The sequence below is a fragment of the Pseudomonas sp. Leaf58 genome (genome assembly GCF_003627215.1).
GTDB lineage: Bacteria > Pseudomonadota > Gammaproteobacteria > Pseudomonadales > Pseudomonadaceae > Aquipseudomonas.
Window position 1 is genome coordinate 425,386 of sequence record NZ_CP032677.1, and the last position, 21,975, is coordinate 447,360.

A 21,975-nucleotide genomic window follows, 5' to 3' on the forward strand; every position below is an offset into this window, starting at 1 on the left:
AAGTCATTAATGGATGAAGGGACGGTGCCTCTCCTGTTCGGGCCAGTCAAGTGAGCCGAGGCCTTTGAAATCACACATAACCTGGCTTGGGCGTGCGTGCCAGGCAATACACATCCACCCGGCGCGCCCCTGCCTGGCGCAGCACCAGGGCAACAGCCTGTGCAGTGGCACCGGTGGTCAATACGTCATCGACAATGGCGACATGCTTACCTCTCAGCTCGCTTGTGACAGCAAACGCCTGGCGCAAATTGCGCCGCCTTGCCTGGGCATCCAGTTGTTGCTGCGCAGGCGTCTCCCGGGTGCGCACCAGCAACCGTTCGTCGCAACGTACCCCCAGCTGCGCCGCCAACCAGCGCCCCAGCATTGTCGCCTGGTTGAACCCCCGCTCGCGCAGTCGACGCTTGGCCAGAGGCACCGGCAACAGCAAGTCGGGCCGGGGCAGGCCTTCGGCAATGCGATGCAACAGGCCGTGCCCGAGCAACTCGGCCATCAACCGCCCCAAAGGCCACTGGCGGTTGTGCTTGAAGCGGCTGATCAAGCTGTCCACCGGAAAGCCGAATTGCCACAACGCGATCGCCTGCTCGAAAGCCGGCGCGCGACGACAGCATGGGGCGCACGTGAGGCCGGGCATAGGCAAGGGCAGCGCACAGCGCAGGCAGTGATCACCCAGCCAGGGTAGTTCTTGCTCACAAGCAACGCACAGCGGATAAGCCTGCTCAGCTGGCTCATCGCACAGCAAGCAAAATTGATTAATAAGTGAGCAGTTGTAAACCAGTGCTTTGTAATGCGGTTGACAGTTCATAGGCCTTCCATGACTATGCGAGCTATCCGTGATGCGCTGGCGGGCTTTCCTGTCCCGGCGCCAGCTTAAGCCTAAACAAGGAAACGCCGATGAGCGCCAGCACAACTGCAACAACACGTCACGACTGGTCCCTGGCCGAGGTCAAGGCGCTGTTCCAGCAACCGTTCAATGACTTGCTGTTCCAGGCGCAGACCGTGCACCGCGCGCATTTCGACCCCAACCGCGTACAAGTTTCGACCCTGCTGTCGATCAAGACCGGTGCGTGCCCGGAAGATTGCAAATATTGTCCACAGTCCGGCCACTACAACACCGGGCTGGAAAAACAGAAGCTGATGGAAGTGCAAAAGGTGCTGGAAGAAGCCGCCCGCGCCAAAGCCATCGGTTCTACCCGCTTTTGCATGGGCGCGGCGTGGAAGCACCCGTCGGCCAAGGACATGCCCTATGTGCTGGAGATGGTCAAAGGCGTGAAGGCCATGGGCCTGGAAACCTGCATGACCCTCGGCAAGCTCGACCAGGAGCAGACCAAGGCGCTGGCCCAAGCCGGCCTGGACTACTACAACCACAACCTCGACACTTCGCCAGAGTTCTACACCAGCATCATTACCACCCGTACCTACAGCGAGCGCCTGCAGACCCTGGCCTACGTACGTGATGCCGGGATGAAGATTTGCTCGGGCGGTATCCTGGGCATGGGCGAGTCGCTGGACGACCGCGCCGGCCTGTTGATCCAACTGGCCAACCTGCCGGAGCACCCGGAGTCGGTGCCGATCAACATGCTGGTCAAGGTAGCCGGTACCCCGCTGGCCGAGGAACAAGACGTCGACCCGTTCGACTTCATCCGCATGCTGGCCGTGGCTCGTATCCTCATGCCCAAGTCGCATGTGCGGCTGTCCGCCGGCCGTGAGCAAATGAACGAGCAAATGCAGGCCCTGGCCTTCATGGCTGGCGCCAACTCAATCTTCTACGGCGAAAAACTGCTGACTACCGCCAACCCGCAGGCCGACAAGGACATGCAGCTGTTCGAGCGCCTGGGCATCAAGCCCGAAGCGCGCGAAGAACACGCTGACGAAGTGCACCAGGCGGCCATCGAGCAGGCGCTGGTCGAGCAGCGCAGCAACGAGATGTTCTACAACGCCGCGACCGCCTGAAATGGCCTTTGACCTGGCGGCGCGCTTGGCCGAACGGCGCGCCGCAGACCTGTATCGGCAGCGGCCATTACTGCAGAGCCCGCAGGGGCCGGAAGTGGTGGTCGACGGCCAGCGTTTGCTGGCCTTCTGCAGCAATGACTACCTGGGCCTGGCCAACCACCCCGAGGTGGTCGCTGCCTGGCAGGCCGGCGCCGAGCGCTGGGGTGTCGGTGGCGGTGCCTCGCACCTGGTGATCGGCCACAGCACACCGCACCATCAGGTGGAAGAGGCGCTGGCCGAGCTCACCGGGCGCCCGCGCGCGCTGCTGTTCTCCACCGGCTACATGGCCAACCTGGGGGCTATCACTGCGTTGGTGGGGCAGGGCGACACGGTGCTGCAAGACCGTTTGAACCACGCCTCCCTGCTGGATGGTGGGCTGCTTAGCGGCGCCCGTTTCAACCGCTATCTGCACAATGACCCGGCCAGCCTGGCCAGCCGCCTGGACAAAGCCGTCGGCAACACGCTGGTGGTGACTGACGGCGTGTTCAGCATGGACGGCGACCTGGCCGACCTGCCGGCCCTGGCCGAGGTGGCCCGGGCCCGCGGCGCTTGGTTGATGGTCGACGATGCCCATGGCCTTGGCACCCTCGGTACCCAAGGCGGCGGTATCGTCGAGCATTTCGGCCTGGGCGTGGATGAGGTGCCGGTGCTGATCGGCACACTGGGCAAGGCGTGTGGTACCGCTGGGGCATTTGTTGCCGGCAGCGAAGAACTGATCGAGGCGCTGGTGCAGTTCGCCCGCCCGTACATCTACACCACCAGCCAGCCCCCGGCGCTGGCCTGTGCCACGCTCAAGAGCCTGGAGCTGCTGCGCCTGGAAACCTGGCGCCGTGAGCACTTGGCGGCGTTGATCCGGCAGTTCCGCGAAGGCGCGCAGCAAATCGGCCTGCAGCTGATGGACAGCCCCACGCCGATCCAGCCGATCGTCATCGGCGACAGCGCGCAGGCCCTGCGCCTGTCGCGCATGCTGCGCGAGCGCGGACTGTTGGTGACGGCCATCCGCCCACCGACGGTGCCGGCGGGTAGCGCACGCCTGCGGGTGACCCTAAGCGCTGCTCACAGCCAGGCGCAGGTGCAGCTATTGTTGAATGCATTGGCCGAGTGTTATCCACAGTTGGAGAACGCCGATGCGTAATCGCCTTGTTCTGCTGCCCGGCTGGGGCCTGGGCACTGCTGCGCTGGAACCGCTGGCCGCCAGCCTGCGCGCCCAGGATGCCCGCTTGCAGGTTGAACTGATGCCCTTGCCGGAACTGGCCCACAGTGATGTGCAGGCCTGGGTCGAGCACCTTGACCGCAAGCTGCCCAACGATGTCTGGCTGGGCGGCTGGTCGCTCGGCGGCATGCTGGCCAGCGCCTTGGCGCACAAGCGCGGCGACCACTGCTGCGGCTTGTTGACCCTGGCCTGCAACCCCAGTTTCGTAGCTCGGTCGGACTGGCCCCACGGCATGGCCGAAGACACCTTCGGCACCTTCCTCGATGGCTGCCGCAGCCATACCCAGGTCACCCTCAAACGCTTCCGCAGCTTGTGCAGCGACGGTGCTCTGCAGCCCCGCACCTTGCTGCGCCAGCTGGGTGTCGGCGTGCCAGACACCGACCCGCTGTACCTGGCCACCGGCCTTGAGGTGCTGGCCAAACTGGATACCCGCGAAGCCCTGCAGGCCTATGGTGGCCCACAGCTGCACCTGTTCGCCGGCAGTGATGCGCTGGTGCCAGCAGAGGCGGCGAAGGCGCTGAGCCAGTTGCTGCCCGATGTGGAAGTGGGCCTGGTCGAAGACAGTTCCCACGCCTTCCTGCTGGAGTACCCACAGGAACTGGCGGCGGGCATCAAGAGTTTCCTGCATGAGAGTGGCGATGACTGACCTTTCCCGTCCGACCCTGCCCGGCGCGCTGCCCGACAAGCGCCAGGTGGCAGCCTCGTTCTCCCGCGCCGCGGCCAGCTACGACAGCGTGGCGGCCTTGCAGCGTGCGGTGGGCTTGAGCTTGCTGGCGCAGTTGCCGGCAGGCTTGCAGCCATCGCGTTGGCTGGACCTGGGCAGTGGCACCGGCCATTTCAGCCGCATACTCGCCGCGCGTTTTGCCCAGGCCAGCGGCATAGCGGTGGATATCGCCGAAGGCATGTTGCGCCATGCCCGCGATGAGCGGGGCGGGGCGCACTATCACGTGGCCGGTGACGCCGAGCGCTTGCCGCTGGGTGATGCCAGCGTCGACCTGGTGTTCTCCAGCCTGGCCGTGCAGTGGTGCGACCAGTTCGCCAGCGTGCTGGCAGAAGCGCGGCGGGTGCTACGCCCCGGCGGTGTGCTGGCCTTCAGCAGCCTGTGCGTAGGCACTCTCGATGAACTGCGTGCCAGTTGGCAGGCGGTGGATGGTCTGGTGCATGTGAACCGCTTCCGCCGTTTCGAGGACTATCAGCGCCTGTGTGCTGCCAGTGGCTTTGAACAGCTTGGGCTGCAGCGCTGCCCGCATGTGCTGCACTACCCGGATGTGCGCAGCCTGACCCACGAACTGAAGGCGTTGGGTGCGCACAATTTGAACCCTGGCCGCCCTTCCGGCCTCACCGGCCGGGCTCGCATGCAGGGCCTGTTGCAGGCCTATGAGGCATTTCGCCAGCCCGAGGGGCTGCCCGCCACCTATCAGGTGGTCTATGGTGTGTTGCGCAAGCCACAGGCGTAAGGGGAGCGAAATGAGTCAGGCCTATTTCATTGCCGGTACCGATACCGATGTCGGCAAGACCACTATCGCCGCCGGGTTGCTGCATGCGGCGCGGTTGCAGGGCATGAGCACACTCGGGGCCAAGCCGGTAGCCTCCGGCTGCACGATGACGGCGAAAGGCTTGCGTAATAGCGATGCCCAGGCGCTGATCGATGAAAGCACGGTCAAGTTGCCCTATGAGCAGGTCAACCCGTTTGCTTTCGAGCCAGCCATCGCGCCGCATGTGGCCGCGCGCGAGGCGGGGGTGACACTTGCCGTGCCCGAGCTGCTGGCGGCGATGCGCAACGTGCTGCAACAAAATGCCGATTTCACCTTGGTCGAAGGGGCTGGCGGCTGGCGTGTGCCGTTGTCGGGCCTGGAGAACCTGTCCGACCTTGCCGTCGCGCTGCAACTACCGGTGATTTTGGTGGTGGGAGTGCGGCTGGGCTGCATCAGCCATGCCTTGCTCAGTGCTGAGGCGATCGAGCGTGATGGGCTGCAACTGGCGGGCTGGGTGGCGAACATTATCGAGCCGCGCACCTCAAGGTTGGAAGAGAACCTGGCCAGCCTAGCCGAGCGCTTGCCGGCGCCATGCCTGGGGCGGGTGCCCAAGCTCAAGCAGGCCAGTGCCGATAGGGTGGCTGAGCATTTGCAGCTGGATTTGTTGGATTAGCGGCGTAGGCATACCCAAGGCCTATCAAATGGCACCAGGCCATTAGGGATTTAAACGGGTCTTTTTGTGCCTGGGCTGCTTTAATTGTGCCTGTTTGTCATCCAGCGTCTATGGAGTCCTGACATGGAAATCACCGGTAGCTCCGCCTACTACGCGGGCCTGAGCGCAATCCACACCGGCCAGAACCGCGTCGATCAGGCCGCAGGCCAGATCGCCAACATCAGCGCCGAACGTACCGCCACCAGCCAGTCCAGCGATTTTCAGGCTGAACGCCTGCGCGCAGTCGACCGCAGCCAGCAGATGGACTTGGCTACCAGCACGGTGCAGCTGGCCGTAGGCAAACATGAAGTCGAGCTTGGCGCAAATGTCGCCAAAGCATCCGACGAAATGCTCGGCCGGTTCATCGACACCTACGCCTGATACGGCGTCCGCCCTAAGCTCCCGCCTTCCCTGTAGGAGCGGGCTTGCCCGCGAATGCATCCGATCAGGCAGCCATTTTGCCTGGCCGGGCCCATTCGCGGGCAAGCCCGCTCCTACAAGGGGTTTGCCATGCCATGGCTGTTTTGCCATTTTTCGTGGCGTAAATGGCACCATAGTCCCTCCTTGACATAAGTCGGTGCTAAACGTAAGTTTCAAACAACTGTTTGATCGACGGCCGCCAAGCGCTGCTTACCCCACAGAACTCACCCAGAGGTTCATCGCAATGCCTGACTACAAAGCCCCCTTGCGTGATATCCGCTTCGTTCGCGACGAACTGCTCGGCTATGAGGCGCACTATCAGAGCCTGCCGGGTTGCCAGGACGCCACGCCTGACATGGTCGACGCGATCCTCGAAGAAGGCGCGAAGTTCTGTGAGCAGGTGCTGTCGCCGCTGAACCGTGTGGGTGACCAGGAAGGCTGCACCTGGAGCGAGTCGGGCGTGAAAACCCCAACCGGCTTCAAAGCGGCCTACGAACAATTCGTCGAAGGTGGCTGGCCAAGCCTGGCGCATGACGTCGAGCACGGCGGCCAAGGCCTGCCAGAATCGCTGGGCCTGGCCCTGAGCGAAATGGTCGGTGGTGCGAACTGGTCGTGGGGCATGTACCCAGGCCTGTCGCACGGCGCGATGAACACCATTTCCGCGCACGGCACTGCCGAGCAGCAGCACACCTACCTGACCAAGCTGGTTTCCGGCGAGTGGACCGGCACCATGTGCCTGACCGAACCCCACTGCGGTACCGACCTGGGCATGCTGCGCACCAAAGCCGAGCCGCAGGCCGACGGCAGCTACAAGGTGTCTGGCACCAAGATCTTTATTTCCGCCGGTGAACACGACATGGCCGACAACATCGTCCATATCGTCCTGGCCCGCCTGCCGGACGCCCCAGCCGGCACCAAGGGTATTTCGCTGTTCATCGTGCCGAAGTTCCTGCCCAACGCCGAAGGTGGCGTGGGTGAGCGCAACGGCGTGAGCTGCGGCTCCATCGAACACAAAATGGGCATTCACGGCAATGCCACCTGCGTGATGAACTTCGACGGCGCTACTGGCTTCCTGATCGGCCCGGCCAACAAAGGCCTGAACTGCATGTTCACCTTCATGAACACTGCTCGCCTGGGTACCGCGCTGCAAGGCTTGGCGCATGCCGAGGTGGCTTTCCAGGGTGGCCTGAAGTACGCCCGTGAGCGCCTGCAAATGCGTTCGCTGACTGGCCCGAAAGCACCGGACAAGGCCGCTGACCCGATCATCGTCCACCCGGACGTGCGGCGCATGCTGCTGACTATGAAAGCGTTCGCTGAAGGCAACCGCGCAATGGTGTACTTCACCGCCAAGCAGGTGGACATCGTCAAGTACAGCCAGGATGAAGAAGAGCGTAAGAAGGCCGACGCGCTGCTGGCTTTCCTGACCCCGATCGCCAAGGCGTTCATGACCGAAGTAGGTTTCGAAGCCGCCAACCACGGTGTGCAGATCTATGGCGGCCACGGCTTCATCGCCGAGTGGGGCATGGAGCAGAACGTGCGCGACAGCCGTATCTCGATGCTGTACGAAGGTACCACCGGCATTCAGGCGCTGGACTTGCTCGGCCGTAAAGTGCTGATGACCCAAGGCGAAGCGTTGAAGGGCTTCACCAAGATCGTGCACAAGTTCTGCCAAGCGCAGGAAGGCGTTGAGGCGCTCAAGGAGTTCGTCGAACCGCTGGCAGCCATCAACAAAGAGTGGGGCGAACTGACCATGAAAGTGGGCATGGCCGCCATGAAGGACCGTGAAGAAGTGGGTGCGGCTTCGGTCGACTACCTGATGTATTCCGGCTACGCCTGCCTGGCCTACTTCTGGGCCGACATTGCTCGCCTGGCGGCCGAAAAGCTGGCAGCCGGCACCAGCGAAGAGGCGTTCTACACGGCCAAGCTGCAAACCGCGCGCTTCTACTTCCAGCGCATTCTGCCGCGTACCCGTACCCATGTGGCGACGATGCTGTCGGGTGCCAACAACCTGATGGCGATGGACGAAGAGCACTTCGGCCTGTCGTACTGATCCTACTGCTGTAGACCAAACCCGCCTGCCTTCACCGGCAGGCGGGTTTTTGCATTCTAGGGCCGCTTGCTGGCGATGAGACCATTCAATCCATCTGCAAATTCAACTGTTCATGTGCGCTGCCGATGAAGTAGGGGCACAATGCCATCATTGATCTGCCGGGTTGGAGATTACCCTTGTTTCGTTTTAACGCTGTTCGCGCAAGTCACTTTCTGCCTTCGCTGATTCTGTTGCTGGCAGGGCTTGCCGCGGCCTATGTGAGAGACCTCAGTGTCTTTTTCACATCGTTGTTTAACGTCCTGCCTACGTTGGTCTTGCTGTTGGGCGGCGCCTACTGTGCGGTGTACCGCCGCCAGCGCGAGCTGTTCCTGATGCTCACGGTGTACATCGCCTACTTCCTGCTCGACGCCCAGACCGACTTTTACCGCGACCATGGCCGTGTGCGCGATGACGCGGCGGTGATCTTCCACTTGGTGTGCCTGCTGCTGCCGGCCCTGTTCGGGCTGTACGGCGCCTGGCAAGAGCGCACCCACCTGCTGCAGGACCTGGTCGCCCGCGGTGCAGTACTGTTCGCCGTGGGCAGCGTGGCGGTGGCCCTGGAGCAAAGTTACCCCGAGGCGCTACTGACATGGCTGGCGGAAATCCGCTGGCCGACCCTGCACGGCCACTGGATGAGCTTGATCCAAATGGCCTACCCGCTGTTTCTCGGCGTATTTATCCTGTTGGTGGTGCAGTATTTGCGCGCACCGCGGCCACTGCACGCAGCGTTGCTCACAGGGCTGCTGGGCATTTTCTGGATGCTGCCGCAAACCTTCATCCTGCCGTTCACCCTGAACATCATGTGCAGCCAGGTGATGCTGATGATCGCTGCAGCGGTGGCCCATGAGGCCTACCAGATGGCCTTCCGCGACGAGCTTACCGGCCTGCCGGGCCGCCGGGCGCTGAACGAGCGCATGCAGCGCCTGGGGCGCAACTATGTGATTGCCATGAGCGATGTCGACCACTTCAAGAAATTCAATGACACCCATGGCCATGATGTGGGCGACCAGGTGCTGCGCCTGGTCGCCAGCCGCTTGTCCAAAGTCACTGGTGGCGGCCGGGCCTACCGTTATGGCGGCGAGGAGTTTGCCTTGGTGTTTGCCGGCAAGACCGCCGAGCAATGCGTGCCGCACGTGGAAGCCGTGCGCGAGGTGATCGCTAACTACGTGATGCACTTGCGTGACCAGCACAACCGCCCCCAGGACGATACCGCCGGGCGCCACCGGCGGGCCGGCAGTGGCGGCGGCACGGTATCGGTCACCATCAGTATCGGCGTGGCCGAGCGCCAGGCCGATCATCGTAACCCCGAGGCCGTGTTGAAGTCCGCCGACCAGGCGCTTTACAGCGCCAAGGGCGCAGGGCGCAATTGTGTCATGGTGCATGGGCAACAATCGCAGCGTGGGGCAGTGCGCATGGCGTGACCGGAATAGACCGTGCGGTCTAGTGATGACCCTATGTCTCGTAAAAGTTGTTCGGTTACACTGCCTGCAACCCAGTGTTCGCGGTTCCCCGAGACCGCCCCGACCCGACTAGCGAGAGGTTGTCATGGCCGACTATAAAGCGCCCCTGCGCGACATGCGCTTCGTACTGAATGAAGTCTTCAACGTAGCCGAGCAGTGGGCGCAGTTGCCCGGGCTGGCTGAAGTAGTCGATGCCGACACGGCGATGGCGGTGCTGGAAGAAGCCGGCAAGGTCACCGCGAAAACCATCGCGCCGCTCAGCCGCGCTGCCGATGAAGAGGGTTGCCACTGGGACAACGGCGCGGTGCGCACACCGGCGGGCTTTATCGAGGCCTACAACACCTATGCAGAAGGCGGCTGGGTGGGCGTGGGCGGCGACCCATTGTTCGGCGGCATGGGCATGCCCAAGGCTATCTCGGCCCAGGTCGAGGAAATGGTCAACGCCTCCAGCCTGGCCTTCGGCCTGTACCCGATGCTGACCGCCGGTGCCTGCCTGTCGATCAATGCCCACGCCAGTGAGGCATTGAAGGAAAAGTACCTGCCGAACCTGTACGCCGGCGTGTGGGCCGGTTCCATGTGCCTGACCGAACCGCACGCTGGCACCGACCTGGGCATCATCCGCACCAAGGCCGAACCCCAGGCTGACGGCAGCTACAAGGTCAGTGGCACGAAGATTTTCATTACCGGTGGCGAGCACGACCTGACCGAGAACATCATCCACCTGGTGCTGGCCAAGCTGCCAGATGCACCGGCGGGGCCGAAAGGGATTTCGCTGTTCCTAGTGCCGAAGTTCATGGTCAACCAAGACGGCAGCCTGGGCGCGCGCAACCCGGCCACCTGTGGCTCGATCGAGCACAAGATGGGCATCCAGGCCTCGGCCACCTGTGTGATGAACTTCGACGAAGCAGTCGGCTATATCGTCGGTGAGCCAAACAAAGGCTTGGCGGCCATGTTCACCATGATGAACTACGAGCGCCTGGGTGTTGGTATCCAAGGCCTGGCCTCGGCCGAACGCTCCTACCAGAATGCTGTGGAATACGCCCGCGACCGCCTGCAAAGCCGCGCGCCGAGCGGCCCGCAAGCCAAGGACAAGGCCGCCGACCCGATCATCGTCCACCCAGATGTACGCCGCATGTTGTTGACCATGAAGGCGCAGATCGAGGGTGGCCGCGCCTTCTCCACCTACGTGGCCATGCAACTGGACAGTGCCAAGTACAGCGAAGACGCCAGCGTGCGCAAACGCAGCGAAGAGCTGGTGGCACTGCTGACACCGGTAGCCAAGGCCTTCCTCACCGACCTGGGCCTGGAGTGCACGGTGCACGGCCAGCAGGTGTTTGGCGGGCATGGCTACATTCGTGAGTGGGGGCAGGAGCAGCTGGTGCGCGATGTGCGTATTACGCAGATCTACGAAGGCACCAACGGCATCCAGGCCCTCGACCTGATGGGGCGTAAGGTGGTGGCCAGCGGCGGCGCGTACTACCGGCTGTTCGCCGACGAGATTCGCCAGTTCATTGCCAGTGCGGGTAGCGAACTGGACGATTTTGCCAAGCCGTTGGCGGCCAGCCTCGACCAACTCGACGGGCTGACCGAATGGGTACTGGAACAGGCCAAGGGCAACCCGAATGAAATTGGCGCGGCTTCGGTCGAGTACCTGCATGCCTTTGGCTACGTGGCCTATGCCTACATGTGGGCGTTGATGGCGCGGGCAGCGCAGGCGGGGGAAGGAGACCAGGCGTTTTATGCGGGCAAGCTGGGCACGGCGCGGTTCTACTTTGCGCGTTTGCTGCCGCGGCTGAATTCGCTGGTGGCGTCGGTGAAGGCGGGGAGTGAGTCGTTGTACCTGCTGGATGCTGGCCAGTTCTGACGGACTTTAGGGCTGCGAGGCGGCCCAAACATCTCCGTGTAAGCTTTTTCCTACACGACGTGGTGATGTTTCGCCACTGTTCTCAGATTGGATCCAGAGTTAATCTTTACCACATGGACGTTGCGCAGGAAGCGCAAAGGACAGATCAAGGATGACGACGAGGGACCACCTGCCAGGACGGCGGGGCGATACGGATGTCACAGGGAAACAGTCTGGAAAACCCCGCTTCGGCGGGGTTTTTCTTGTGCGCGTTTTTTTCAGGCCAGCACATCCAGCGGCGATGCGCCCAACAGCCGGGCGTCCGTCTCTTCCTCCAGCAGCGTGCGCAGCAGCTCTACAGAGGCCTGCTGGCGCTGGGCGTCGCGGAACACCAAACCAACCTTCAGCGGCACCCGCGGCTCGCTCAATGGCTTCCACAGTAGCCCCTGATCATCCTCGGCAGCTTCCTTGGCCCGCCCGGGCAGGATGGTGGCTAGCGCGGTATGGGCCAGGCTGTCGAGAATCCCCGCCATGTTGTTCATCTCCGCCTGCACCTGCGGCCGACGCCCCTGGCTGGCTAGCTGCGCCTGCCAGATCTGGCGGATCTGGAACTCCTCGCCCAGCATCAGCATGGGCAGCTCGGCGGCCTGCCGGATGGAAACCTTCTTGAAGTCCTTGAGCGGGTGGCTATTGGGGATGACCAGTTGCAGCTCATCTTCATACAACAGCAGGCCATGCAACCCTGGCTGACGTGGCGGCAGATAGCTGATGCCAATGTCCAGGCTGCCGTTGAGCAGCCGCCGCTCGATCTCCAGCCCTGACAACTCGTAGATCTGCACCACCAGGTGCGGCTGTGCCTTGCGCAGCCGTTCGAGCAGTTGTGGCACCAGGCTCGGCCGCACGGTTTGCAATACACCGATGGCCAAAGTGCGCAGCGACTGGCCTTTGAAATTGCGCATGGCCTCGTGGGCGCGCTGCAGGCCGTCGAGCAGCGGCAGGGCGTGGTTGTACAGGGTATGAGCGGCCAAGGTCGGCAGCAGGCGCTTGTTGCTGCGCTCGAACAGGCTCAGGTCGAGGCTGTGTTCCAGTTGGCGGATCTGCTGCGACAGCGCTGGCTGGGACAGTGACAGGCGCTCGGCCGCGCGGCCCACGTGGCCTTCTTCATACACCGCGACGAAATAACGCAGTTGGCGGAAATCCATAAGTAACACTTATCGAAAATGCTGGAAAAACGAAATGGTCGAGAACCCTCGCGAAGCCTAGTCTATCGCCGTATTCCAACGGGTTACAGCGATCAATCGGTCGATTGTTACCTTGGATGAAAAACACTTTTGATAGGCAAGGCAGAATATCGAGTGCCGGCACCCAGACCGCACCGTGGCCGCCCTTTACCGTGATTGGTTGGAGCCCTGATGAACCTGTTCAACCTGCGCCGCCCGGCCGCTGCCGCCGTCGCCGAGCCCAAGCGTGCGCCGGTGATCGTGCCGGAAGCGTCGCAGCTGTCGCGTGAGCGCCTGATGCCCAGCACCGAACGCGCAGCACAGGTATTCGTACGTGGCCAAGGCTCCTGGTTGTGGGATAACGAAGGGCATGCCTACCTGGACTTTACCCAGGGTGGCGCGGTCAACAGCCTGGGGCACAGCCCCAGCGTGTTGGTGAAGGCGCTGGGCAACCAGGCCCAAGCGCTGATCAACCCGGGGTCCGGCTTCCACAGCCGTGGCTTGCTGAGGCTGGTTGAGCGCCTGTGCCAGAGCACCGGCAGCGATCAGGCCTACTTGCTCAACAGTGGTGCCGAAGCCTGCGAAGGCGCGATCAAGCTGGCGCGCAAGTGGGGCCAACTGCACCGCAACGGTGCCTATCACATCATCACGGCCAGCCAAGCTTGCCATGGCCGCAGCCTGGGCGCCTTGTCGGCCTCCGACCCGCTGCCATGCAACCGTTGCGAGCCGGGCTTGCCGGGTTTCAGCAAAGTGCCGTTCAACGACCTGGCGGCGCTGCACGCCGAAGTGAACTCGCGCACCGTGGCGATCATGTTGGAACCGATACAGGGCGAGGCCGGTGTTATCCCGGCCACGCAGGAATACCTCAAGGGGGTAGAAACACTGTGCCGCGAGTTGGGCATCCTGCTCATCCTCGATGAAGTGCAGACCGGCATCGGCCGTTGTGGTGCGCTGCTGGCCGAACAAACCTATGGCGTGCGTGCCGACATCATCACCCTGGGCAAGGGCTTGGGCGGTGGCGTGCCGTTGGCAGCGTTGCTGGCCCGGGGCACGGCGTGTTGCGCCGAGCCCGGCGAACTGGAAGGCAGCCACCATGGCAACGCGCTGATGTGCGCCGCCGGCCTGGCCGTGCTGGATACCGTGCTGGATCCTGGCTTCTTCGAGCAGGTACAGGACAATGGCCGCCACTTGCGCGAAGGCCTGAGCCGCCTGGCCGGGCGTTATGGCCAGGGCGAAGTACGTGGGCAAGGCCTGCTCTGGGCCCTGCAGTTGAAAGACAACTTGGCCCGCGAGCTGGTGGCGGCGGCCCTGCATGAAGGTTTGCTGCTCAACGCACCGCAGGCAGATGTGCTGCGCTTTTCGCCAGCCCTGACCGTGAGCAAGGGCAACATCGACGAGATGCTGCTGCGCCTGGCCCGTGCCTTCGCCCGCCTGCACGCCCAGCAGCAGGCCCGCCGCGAAGTGCCGGCGTAGCGATTGATCGAAATACAGAATTCAACGAACCGTCTGGCGTTCCTGCGCATCGCCCCTGGCCTGCTTCATTCGGCCCGGGGCGTTTTTTTTTGCCCGTGGAACCTCTGCCGCGGGCGGCTAGTCTGTGAGGTAACCCTTTCAGGAGAGACTCGCATGGACTTTATCCGCATCATCATCGCCATCATCCTGCCGCCGCTGGGCGTGTTCCTGCAGGTGGGGTTTGGCGGGGCCTTCTGGCTGAATATCCTGCTGACTTTGCTGGGGTACATTCCGGGGATCGTGCATGCGGTGTATATCATCGCCAAGCGTTAGCCTGTCAGGGCCTCATCGCCGGCAAGCCGGGCTCCCACAGGATTGCGCAGCGATCAAGGCCTGTGTAATACCTGTGGGAGCTGGCTTGCCGGCGATTGGGCTACAAAGCAGCCCCGGGGGTCATCTCTTCAACACCCGGCAATAGAACTTCCATTCTTCTTCCAAGGCATGCGCCAGGTTCTCCGCCTTGCGGAACCCATGCCGCTCGCCCGCATAGAAGTGCCCTTCGGCCTCGACCCCGTTAGCCTGCAACGCCGCCAGCATCGACCGCGTCTGCTCCGGCACCACCACCGCATCCAGTTCGCCCTGGAAGAAAATCACCGGCACCTTGATCTGCTCCGCATGCAGCAGCGGCGTACGCTGGCGATAGCGCTCGGCATCCTGTAGTGGGTCGCCGATCAGCCAGTCCAGGTAGTCCCCTTCGAACTTGTGCGTGGCCCGGCCCAGGGCCACCGGGTCGCTTACCCCGTACAGGCTGGCACCAGCGCGGAACACATCATGGAACGCCAAGGCGCACAGGGTGGTGTAGCCGCCAGCGCTACCGCCGCGGATGAACGCCTTGCGCCCGTCTACCAGGCCGCGAGCCGCCAGGTATTCGACCGCCGCGCAGGCATCGACCACATCGCTTTCGCCCCAGCGCAGGTGCAGCGCCTGGCGGTACGCCCGGCCATAGCCGGTGCTGCCCCGGTAGTTGAGATCGGCAACGGCGAAGCCGCGTTGGGTCCAGTACTGAATGCGCGGGTCGAGCACGGGATAACAAGCCGAGGTGGGGCCGCCGTGGATGAAGACCACCAGCGGCGCGGCACTTGGCGACTGCGCCGCCGGGTAGAAGAAACCATGGGCCTGCGCGTCGTCACGGCCATAGTGGAACGACTGTGGCAGGCTGATTTGCTCTGCCGGCAGCACCTCGGCACCACCGGCCAACACGCGTACCTCGTGGTTACTCCGGTCAATGGCGATCACTGCCGGCGGGCTGATGGGCGAGGCGGCAATGGCATACAGCTGATCGGTATCCATGGCTAGGCTGCGAAAGCGCGTATAGGCACTGGCGAAACGCTGCGTACGGCCATCGGCAGTACGCAGCCCCAATTGCCCGAAGCCGTCGGCGAACCAGCTGGCCAGGTAACTTTGCGGCCCCAGCGCCAACCAGGTGCAGGTACCCAACTGCCAAGGCGCTGCGGCATGGTCAGCGGGGGTGGCAGGCAACGCCTGCCAGCGGCCGTCGGCCTCTCCCCAGGGCTGCCAGAAACCATGGCGATCAGATAGGCAGTAGAGCCGGCCTGCTGTATCGAAACGCGGCTGCTGCAGCGATTCGTCAGTGCCCGCTACACACTGCGCTGGCCCCCACTGGCCGCGGGCATCCCGTGCGCGCTGCATCAACCGGGTGACGGTCCAGGGCTGCTCCGGGCGGTCCCATTCAATCCACGCCAGGCGTTGGCCATCGGCACTCACGGTGGGGGATGCATAGAAGTCGGCGCCCTCGGCCAGCACCTCGCGGCTGCCCTCGCGCAAAGCGACCAGGCGATGTTCCACCTGCCCGGCGTGGCGCTCTTCGACGGCCAGCACCGAGCCGTCGTGCCACTGCACATCGCCGTAGCGGCAACTGGCGTCGTCAGTCAAAGCCCGCGGGGTGGAGCCGTCCAGAAGCTGCGCGTAGACCTGCTGGTCCTTTTCGTTGACGAACACCAGCCCGTCATCACTCAAGCAGAAACTGCCACCGCCGTACTCGTAAACCCGGCTGCGCACGCTGAAGCCGTCCGGGGTCAGGCAACGGGCTTGGTAGTGCAACCAGTGCCAGATGCGGCAAGCACCATCGGCTGGGCGGAACTCCAGCCAGAACAGCCCATCGGCACTCACCTTGAGTTCGGCGAAGTCGGTGCCGGCGGCTACCGCCTGGGCCGCAGTGAATTCAGCCGCGGGCGATGACACGGGAGTTTCGTTCATTGCGGAAGGTCATCTGTTCAATGGCGAGCTGGGCGCTTTCGGCCTCCTCGCGGGCCTTGAGGATGATGCTGTGGTCGGCTGACTTGGCGCACACCGGGTCGGCGTTGCTGGCATCACCGGTCAGCATGAAGGCCTGGCAGCGGCAGCCGCCGAAGTCCTTTTCTTTTTCGTCGCAGGAGCGGCACGGTTCGCGCATCCACTCATAGCCACGGAAACGGTTGAAGCCGAACGATTCATACCAGATATGGTGCAGGTCGTGGTCGCGCACATTCGGGAACTGCACCGGCAGTTGGCGTGCGCCATGGCAAGGCAGTGCCGTGCCATCGGGGGTGATGGTGAGGAACAGGTTGCCCCAGCCATTCATGCAGGCCTTGGGGCGCTCTTCGTAGTAGTCGGGGGTGACGAAGATCAGCTTGCACGGGTTACCTTCGGCCTTGAGCTTGTCGCGGTACTGGTTGGTGATACGTTCGGCGCGCTCCAGCTGCGCGCGGGTCGGCAGCAGGCCCAGGCGGTTGAGGTGGGCCCAACCGTAGAACTGGCAGGTGGCGAGCTCGACGAAGTCGGCTTCCAGGGCGATACACAGCTCGATGATGCGATCGATCTTGTCGATATTGTGCCGGTGAGTGACAAAGTTGAGCACCATCGGGTAGCCATGGGCTTTCACTGCGCGGGCCATTTCCAGCTTTTGCGCAAAAGCTTTCTTCGAACCGGCCAGCAGGTTGTTCACCTGCTCGTCGCTGGCCTGGAAGCTGATCTGGATGTGGTCCAGGCCCGCTTTCTTGAAGTCGGCGATGCGCGCCTCGGTCAGGCCGATGCCCGAGGTGATCAGGTTGGTGTAGTAACCCAGCCGACGGGCCTCGCCGATCAGTTCGGCGAGGTCTTGGCGTACCAGCGGTTCTCCGCCGGAAAAGCCGATTTGCGCGGCACCCATTTGCCGCGCTTCGGCCATTACCTTGAACCACTGTGCGGTGCTCAGCTCCTGGCCCTGGGCGGCGAAGTCCAGCGGGTTGGAGCAGTACGGGCACTGCAAAGGGCAGCGGTAGGTCAGCTCGGCCAGCAGCCACAGGGGCAGGCCGACCTCGGGCGTGGGCGGTAACTCAGGCGAGGACGATCCAGTGTTCGGCACGGGCCACCTCCATGAACTGCTCGATGTCATCGGCCACTTCCGGGACATCGGGGAACTGTTGGGCAAGTTCGGCAATGATCGCGGCAACGTCGCGTTGGCCGTCGATCAGGCCGCCGATCAGGGCGGCGCTGTCGTTGAGTTTGATCATGCCTTCGGGGTACAGCAGCACGTGGCCCTTTTGCGCCGGCTCGTACTGGAAGCGGTAACCGGGGCGCCAGTTGGGCACCTGTTTACGGTTGAAACTCATAGGGTGATCCCTTTGTGCCACACCCGTTCCTGGGTGACGGAGTGATAGGGCGGGCGGTTCAGCTCGTAGGCCATGCTCATGGCGTCGAGCATGCTCCAAAGGATATCCAGCTTGAACTGCAATATTTCCAGCATACGCTCCTGGCCCGCGCGGGTGGTGTAGTGCTGCAAGGTAATCGCCAGGCCGTGCTCCACGTCACGCCGGGCTTGGCCCAGGCGCGTGCGGAAGTATTCGTAGCCGGCTGGGTCGATCCACGGGTAGTGCTGCGGCCAGCTGTCCAGGCGCGACTGGTGGATTTGTGGGGCGAACAGCTCGGTCAGCGAGCTGCTGGCGGCCTCCTGCCAGCTGGCCCGGCGGGCGAAGTTGACATAGGCATCGACGGCAAAGCGCACGCCGGGCAGTACCAGCTCTTGTGAGCGCAGTTGGTCTGGGTCGAGGCCCACGGCCTGGCCCAGGCGCAGCCAGGCTTCGATGCCGCCGTCTTCGCCGGGCGCACCATCGTGGTCGAGCAGGCGCTGGATCCACTCGCGGCGCATTTCGCGGTCCGGGCAGTTGGCCAGGATCGCGGCATCCTTCATCGGGATGTTGACCTGGTAGTAGAAACGGTTGGCCACCCAGCCCTGGATCTGTTCGCGAGTGGCGCGGCCTTGATACATCGCCACATGGTACGGGTGATGGATGTGGTAGTAGGCGCCTTTGGCGCGCAGAGCCTGCTCGAATTCGGCAGGGGACATTGGCAGTGCGTCGCTCATTCGGCTGGCTCCTGTAAAGCTGGGTTTCGGCTCGCCTCGCCTCCTGTAGGAGCGGGCTTGCCCGCGAACACCGGCGGAGCCGGTGCCCTATACCGTGTTGCATTTTTCGCGGGCAAGCCCGCTCCTACGCTGTGCGGAGGCGGCCCTATAACTCGATACTCATGCCATCGAAGGCCACTTCCACGCCCCGGCGCAGCACTTCGGCGCGCTCGGGCGAGTCTTCGTCAAGAATCGGGTTGGTGTTGTTGATGTGGATAAGTACCTTGCGCTGGCGCGGGAAGCCATCGAGCACTTCAAGCATGCCGCCGGGGCCGTTCTGCGCCAGGTGGCCCATCTCCCGGCCGGTGCGGGTGCCCACGCCACGGCGCTGCATTTCATCATCTTCCCACAGGGTGCCGTCGACCAGCAGGCAGTCGGCGCCGTGCATCATCGCCAGCAGCTTGTCGTCCACCTGGCCCAGGCCTGGGGCGTAGAACAGCTTGCCGCCGGTGCGAGTGTCCTCGACCAACAGGCCAAGGTTATCGCCCGGGTGCGGGTCGAAGCGGTGCGGCGAGTAGGGCGGGGCGGCGCTGCGCAGAGGGAACGGGGTGAAACGCAGGTTGGGGCAGGCGTCGATTACGAAGCTGCCTTCCAGCTCGATGCGGTTCCACTGCAAGCCGCCATTCCAGTGGCTGAGCATGTTGAACAGCGGGAAACCGGTGGTCAGGTCCTGGTGGACCATGTCAGTGCACCACACTGGGTGCGGGCAGCCTTCGCGCAGGCTGAGCAGGCCGGTGGTGTGGTCGATTTGGCTGTCCAGCAGCACGATGGCGTTAATGCCGGTATCGCGCAGGGCGCGGGCTGGCTGCATTGGCGCAAAAGCCTGGAGCTGGGCGCGGATGTCGGGCGAGGCATTGCACAGCACCCAGTGCACGCCGTCATCGGACAGGGCGATGGACGACTGGGTGCGCGCCGTGGCGCGCAGGGTGCCGTCACGGTAGCCCTTGCAGTTGACGCAGTTGCAGTTCCACTGTGGGAACCCGCCACCGGCGGCGGAACCAAGAACCTGAATGTACATGGCCACTCTCTATGCAGAAAACCGTAGCGAATAAACGAAAACGCCCCGGCAGGCCGAGGCGTTGAACCGTAAGCCGGGCTTAGCGGTTGGCGAAGTACATGGTGACTTCGAAGCCGATGCGAAGATCAGTGTATGCAGGTTTGGTCCACATGGAATTACTCCTTCCGGATGAGGGTGGGGTGTGTCAGCTACTACTTGGGTACCACCATTCGCTGGAGGTTCCCGTGACTGAGATTGCGCTATCTTACAAGAAAAATTTGTACCGAAAGGTTAATTATTCGAAAAGTGCCATTGCAATTTTCGTAACAATCATGGGTTTGCGCCCTGCCAGGAAGTATCTGGCGCGGCAGCGTTGGCCAGGCAGAGCCACCTGGAACTTGAGTCGAGCAGGTGGCTGAGCAATTGGTCCAGGTCCGTCTGCCGTGTATCCAGGATAGACCGGCGCAGCGCATCCAACCCGTGGTCGTATGTGGCTAGGTATGTCTGCCACGCCCATTCGGCGACTTCGGCGTTGCCCATGGCGGGTTCATCGAACTGCTCGGCCAGGGCCTGGCGAGCAGCCGGCTCAAGGGTAACGCCCCGGCGCAGCAAGCTGAGCAGGTGCTCAAGGATTTGGGCCTGGCTGGCATGCGGCGACTGCACCCCGAACAGCAGGCCGCCGACGCCTTCGACCTGACGGAAGGTACTGAATACCGCGTAGCCGAGTTGCAGCTCTACCCGCAGCCGTTGGTAAACCGGCCCTTGTAGCAACTGGGCGAGCAGGCGGCCGGCCGCTTCTTTGGAAGCGGGCAGTGGGCAGAACAGCAGCAAGGCCTGTTCACTGCCAGGTACTTCGACATGTTGCCAGCGGTGCCCGGCCCATGCGGGTAACGGGCCCGGCACATCACCTTGGCCAGGGCAATGCTGCAAAGCAGTGCCCAATGCGTTCAGGGCGGCATGCTCGAAGCCAGCAGCCAGGCCGTGCCAGCTAGCCTGCTGCCACAGGCTGTCGAGCTGGGCCTGGGCCAGCGCGCAGGCTGCAACGGGCGCAGATGTGCCGCCCAGCACCGCGTCGGGTAGGTGCTTGAGCAGGGCCCGGATCGGCATCAGTGTGGGAGGCTGCGCCGAGGGCGGTAGCCAGCAGCCGGCCGGCGGCTTGAGCATCAGCGCCAGAGCCTGCTGCACAGTGCGTAGCGCTGCTGCCGGCAGCCCGGCGCAACGCAGTTGCCAGTAGTCGCCAACGGCACTGAACTGCAGTTGCACCGATGCGCGTTCGCAGCGCTGTTGCAGGGGCAGCAAGGCGCATTCGAGTACCGCCTGCAGGTGCTGGCGCCAGGGTGACGGGACGTGCCAGCGCAGGTAGAGCGCCGAGTACTGTCGTGCGCCGGGGAGCTGGTCGCTGAGCTTCAGGGCAGCGGGCAGAGGCTGCGTCTTGGCGCTGGGCAGCTCGGTCATCAGCAAGGGCTCGACCGCGGGCAGTTGCCATTGCCCATGTGTGCGGCTCGGCAGGCCTTGCAGCAGGGCACGCAGGGCCTGCAAAGCTTGCACATTCAACCCGGCAAATGGCTGGCCGGCGCTGTCCCGGCGGGCCAGCTCAAGCGCGCTGGCGCTGCGTTCGCGGCTTTGCTGCAGCCGTTCGAACTCGGCATTCAATTGTTCTGCCCGGGCCTGGCGCATAAAGCCAAACCAACCCTGCAACAGGGCATCGACCTCCTCTGGGCAGGCCTCCTCGCTCAGCTTGAGATCGATGTGCCACAACAGCTGCCCAGCGAAGGCATACAGCGCCTCGGCCTGGAAACCTTGCAGCCAGCCACGCTGGCGAAGTGCAGCCAGCCAGGTGCCCGGGCGGCTGTCGCCAAGGCAGGTGGTCAGCAGCTCCAGGGCCTGCTCGGCGCCTGGCGGCAGGTTCGTGTGGGTGAAGGCCCGCTGCAGGGGGGCCGCTGACAGTGGCGGTGGCAGCGTTTGTGGTACCGGTTTAGCCGTTGCGAACCGCTCGGCATGCTGTCGGCCGAGTGTTTCCAGGTCGTTCAGCGGCTGCGGGCCGCACAGGCTCAAGGTGATCTGGCCGCCTTGGTAGAAGCGCTGATGAAAGCCATGCAGCGCTTGCTGGAAGGCCGGGTCCTGTAAAGCGAGGGTGTGCCGGTTACCGGCATGAAAAGCGCTCAATGGATGGCCCGGCGCCACGGCTTGCAGCAAGGCAAACTGCTGTTGAGCCTGCGGGTTGCGCGACCAGGCAATGAACTCGGCATGGATCACTTCGCGTTCGCGACGTTGGCGCTCGATGCCTAGGTCAGGTTCGGCGAGCATCTGGCACAGGCGCTCGAGCCCACCGGCCAAGGCGCTGGGTGGGACCTCGAAGAAAAAGTCGGTGGTGCGTTCGCGGGTGCTGGCATTGACCTGGCCACCAAGCGCCTGCACGTAGCGCATCAGGCCGTCTTCCAGCGGAAAGCGCGGGGTGCCGAGGAAGAACAGGTGTTCCAGGAAGTGCGCCAGGCCAGGCCATTTGCCTGGGGCGTCGTGGCTACCCGCGTGTACCCGCAGTGCGGCCGCCGAGCGCTTCAGGCGCGGGGCGTGGCGCAGGGTCAGCTGCAGGCCGTTGGCAAGGGTGAGGTGGCGGGTGGCGTCAGGCATGGGAACTCCGGTAACTGCTGCCATGCTAACCCA

Annotated in this window: 20 protein-coding genes; 11 read left to right on the forward strand and 9 right to left on the reverse strand. The window is 63.6% G+C overall.

Annotation, left to right across the window (positions count from 1 at the left end; genetic code table 11):
* Nucleotides 1–70: 70 nt before the first annotated feature.
* Nucleotides 71–802 carry a ComF family protein gene (locus DV532_RS01870; protein ID WP_056805618.1) on the reverse strand — a complete coding sequence of 244 codons (732 nt, stop codon included), beginning with the start codon at nt 800–802 and terminating at the stop codon, nt 71–73.
* Between the two features lie 89 nt (nt 803–891).
* On the opposite strand from DV532_RS01870, the gene bioB reads away from it, so the two are divergent.
* From bioB to DV532_RS01920, 9 genes are all read left to right on the forward strand, one after another.
* Nucleotides 892–1,950 carry a biotin synthase BioB gene (gene bioB / locus DV532_RS01875; protein WP_056805615.1) on the forward strand — a complete coding sequence of 353 codons (1,059 nt, stop codon included), beginning with the start codon at nt 892–894 and terminating at the stop codon, nt 1,948–1,950.
* Between the two features lies 1 nt (nt 1,951).
* Entirely contained in the window at nt 1,952–3,124 is a 1,173-nt protein-coding gene (gene bioF, locus DV532_RS01880; protein WP_056805611.1) for an 8-amino-7-oxononanoate synthase, read from the forward strand.
* Nucleotides 3,117–3,848 (forward strand): alpha/beta fold hydrolase, encoded by a 732-nt coding sequence (locus tag DV532_RS01885; RefSeq protein ID WP_056805608.1) that lies wholly within the window; start codon nt 3,117–3,119, stop codon nt 3,846–3,848. The genes bioF and DV532_RS01885 overlap by 8 nt, the downstream gene beginning before the upstream one ends.
* Nucleotides 3,841–4,659: a malonyl-ACP O-methyltransferase BioC gene (gene bioC / locus DV532_RS01890; protein WP_056805605.1), complete on the forward strand. Its 819-nt coding sequence runs from the start codon at nt 3,841–3,843 to the stop codon at nt 4,657–4,659. Before DV532_RS01885 ends, bioC begins: the two co-directional genes overlap by 8 nt.
* 10 nt (nt 4,660–4,669) lie before the next feature.
* The gene (gene bioD / locus DV532_RS01895) at nt 4,670–5,350 is read left to right on the forward strand and encodes a dethiobiotin synthase (protein WP_056805602.1); all 681 of its coding nucleotides are present in this window, start codon (nt 4,670–4,672) and stop codon (nt 5,348–5,350) included.
* A gap of 123 nt (nt 5,351–5,473) precedes the next feature.
* Nucleotides 5,474–5,770 (forward strand): hypothetical protein, encoded by a 297-nt coding sequence (locus tag DV532_RS01900; RefSeq protein WP_056805599.1) that lies wholly within the window; start codon nt 5,474–5,476, stop codon nt 5,768–5,770.
* Nucleotides 5,771–6,053: 283 nt separating this feature from the next.
* On the forward strand, nt 6,054–7,859 hold the full coding sequence (locus DV532_RS01910) for a phenylacyl-CoA dehydrogenase (protein ID WP_056805596.1): 1,806 nt from the start codon (nt 6,054–6,056) through the stop codon (nt 7,857–7,859).
* Nucleotides 7,860–8,035: 176 nt separating this feature from the next.
* Complete coding sequence (locus DV532_RS01915; protein ID WP_056805593.1) at nt 8,036–9,319, forward strand: diguanylate cyclase; 1,284 nt, start codon at nt 8,036–8,038, stop codon at nt 9,317–9,319.
* Between the two features lie 124 nt (nt 9,320–9,443).
* Nucleotides 9,444–11,222, forward strand: a complete 1,779-nt coding sequence (locus DV532_RS01920; RefSeq protein WP_056805589.1) for an acyl-CoA dehydrogenase C-terminal domain-containing protein — start codon at nt 9,444–9,446, stop codon at nt 11,220–11,222.
* 257 nt (nt 11,223–11,479) lie between these two features.
* On the opposite strand, the gene DV532_RS01925 is transcribed toward DV532_RS01920, so the two are convergent.
* The gene (locus DV532_RS01925; RefSeq protein ID WP_056805588.1) at nt 11,480–12,403 is read right to left on the reverse strand and encodes a LysR family transcriptional regulator; all 924 of its coding nucleotides are present in this window, start codon (nt 12,401–12,403) and stop codon (nt 11,480–11,482) included.
* A gap of 210 nt (nt 12,404–12,613) precedes the next feature.
* On the opposite strand from DV532_RS01925, the gene DV532_RS01930 reads away from it, so the two are divergent.
* Both DV532_RS01930 and DV532_RS01935 read left to right on the forward strand, forming a co-directional pair.
* Nucleotides 12,614–13,894 carry an aspartate aminotransferase family protein gene (locus DV532_RS01930; RefSeq protein WP_056805585.1) on the forward strand — a complete coding sequence of 427 codons (1,281 nt, stop codon included), beginning with the start codon at nt 12,614–12,616 and terminating at the stop codon, nt 13,892–13,894.
* Nucleotides 13,895–14,047: 153 nt separating this feature from the next.
* Nucleotides 14,048–14,206 carry a YqaE/Pmp3 family membrane protein gene (locus tag DV532_RS01935; protein ID WP_009681539.1) on the forward strand — a complete coding sequence of 53 codons (159 nt, stop codon included), beginning with the start codon at nt 14,048–14,050 and terminating at the stop codon, nt 14,204–14,206.
* A 120-nt stretch (nt 14,207–14,326) separates the two neighbouring features.
* On the opposite strand, the gene DV532_RS01940 is transcribed toward DV532_RS01935, so the two are convergent.
* The 7 genes from DV532_RS01940 to pqqF form a co-directional block, all read right to left on the reverse strand.
* Nucleotides 14,327–16,150, reverse strand: a complete 1,824-nt coding sequence (locus DV532_RS01940; protein WP_056805584.1) for a S9 family peptidase — start codon at nt 16,148–16,150, stop codon at nt 14,327–14,329.
* Nucleotides 16,116–17,276 (reverse strand): pyrroloquinoline quinone biosynthesis protein PqqE, encoded by a 1,161-nt coding sequence (gene pqqE, locus DV532_RS01945; protein ID WP_056805580.1) that lies wholly within the window; start codon nt 17,274–17,276, stop codon nt 16,116–16,118. The genes DV532_RS01940 and pqqE overlap by 35 nt, the downstream gene beginning before the upstream one ends.
* Nucleotides 17,248–17,523, reverse strand: a complete 276-nt coding sequence (gene pqqD / locus DV532_RS01950; protein ID WP_056805578.1) for a pyrroloquinoline quinone biosynthesis peptide chaperone PqqD — start codon at nt 17,521–17,523, stop codon at nt 17,248–17,250. The genes pqqE and pqqD overlap by 29 nt, the downstream gene beginning before the upstream one ends.
* Complete coding sequence (pqqC, locus tag DV532_RS01955) at nt 17,520–18,275, reverse strand: pyrroloquinoline-quinone synthase PqqC (RefSeq protein WP_056805575.1); 756 nt, start codon at nt 18,273–18,275, stop codon at nt 17,520–17,522. The genes pqqD and pqqC overlap by 4 nt, the downstream gene beginning before the upstream one ends.
* A 145-nt stretch (nt 18,276–18,420) precedes the next feature.
* On the reverse strand, nt 18,421–19,332 hold the full coding sequence (gene pqqB / locus DV532_RS01965; RefSeq protein WP_056805572.1) for a pyrroloquinoline quinone biosynthesis protein PqqB: 912 nt from the start codon (nt 19,330–19,332) through the stop codon (nt 18,421–18,423).
* 79 nt (nt 19,333–19,411) lie between these two features.
* Nucleotides 19,412–19,483, reverse strand: a complete 72-nt coding sequence (gene pqqA, locus DV532_RS01970) for a pyrroloquinoline quinone precursor peptide PqqA (RefSeq protein WP_003243383.1) — start codon at nt 19,481–19,483, stop codon at nt 19,412–19,414.
* 158 nt (nt 19,484–19,641) lie between these two features.
* The gene (gene pqqF / locus DV532_RS01975) at nt 19,642–21,942 is read right to left on the reverse strand and encodes a pyrroloquinoline quinone biosynthesis protein PqqF (protein ID WP_056805569.1); all 2,301 of its coding nucleotides are present in this window, start codon (nt 21,940–21,942) and stop codon (nt 19,642–19,644) included.
* Nucleotides 21,943–21,975 lie beyond the last annotated feature (33 nt).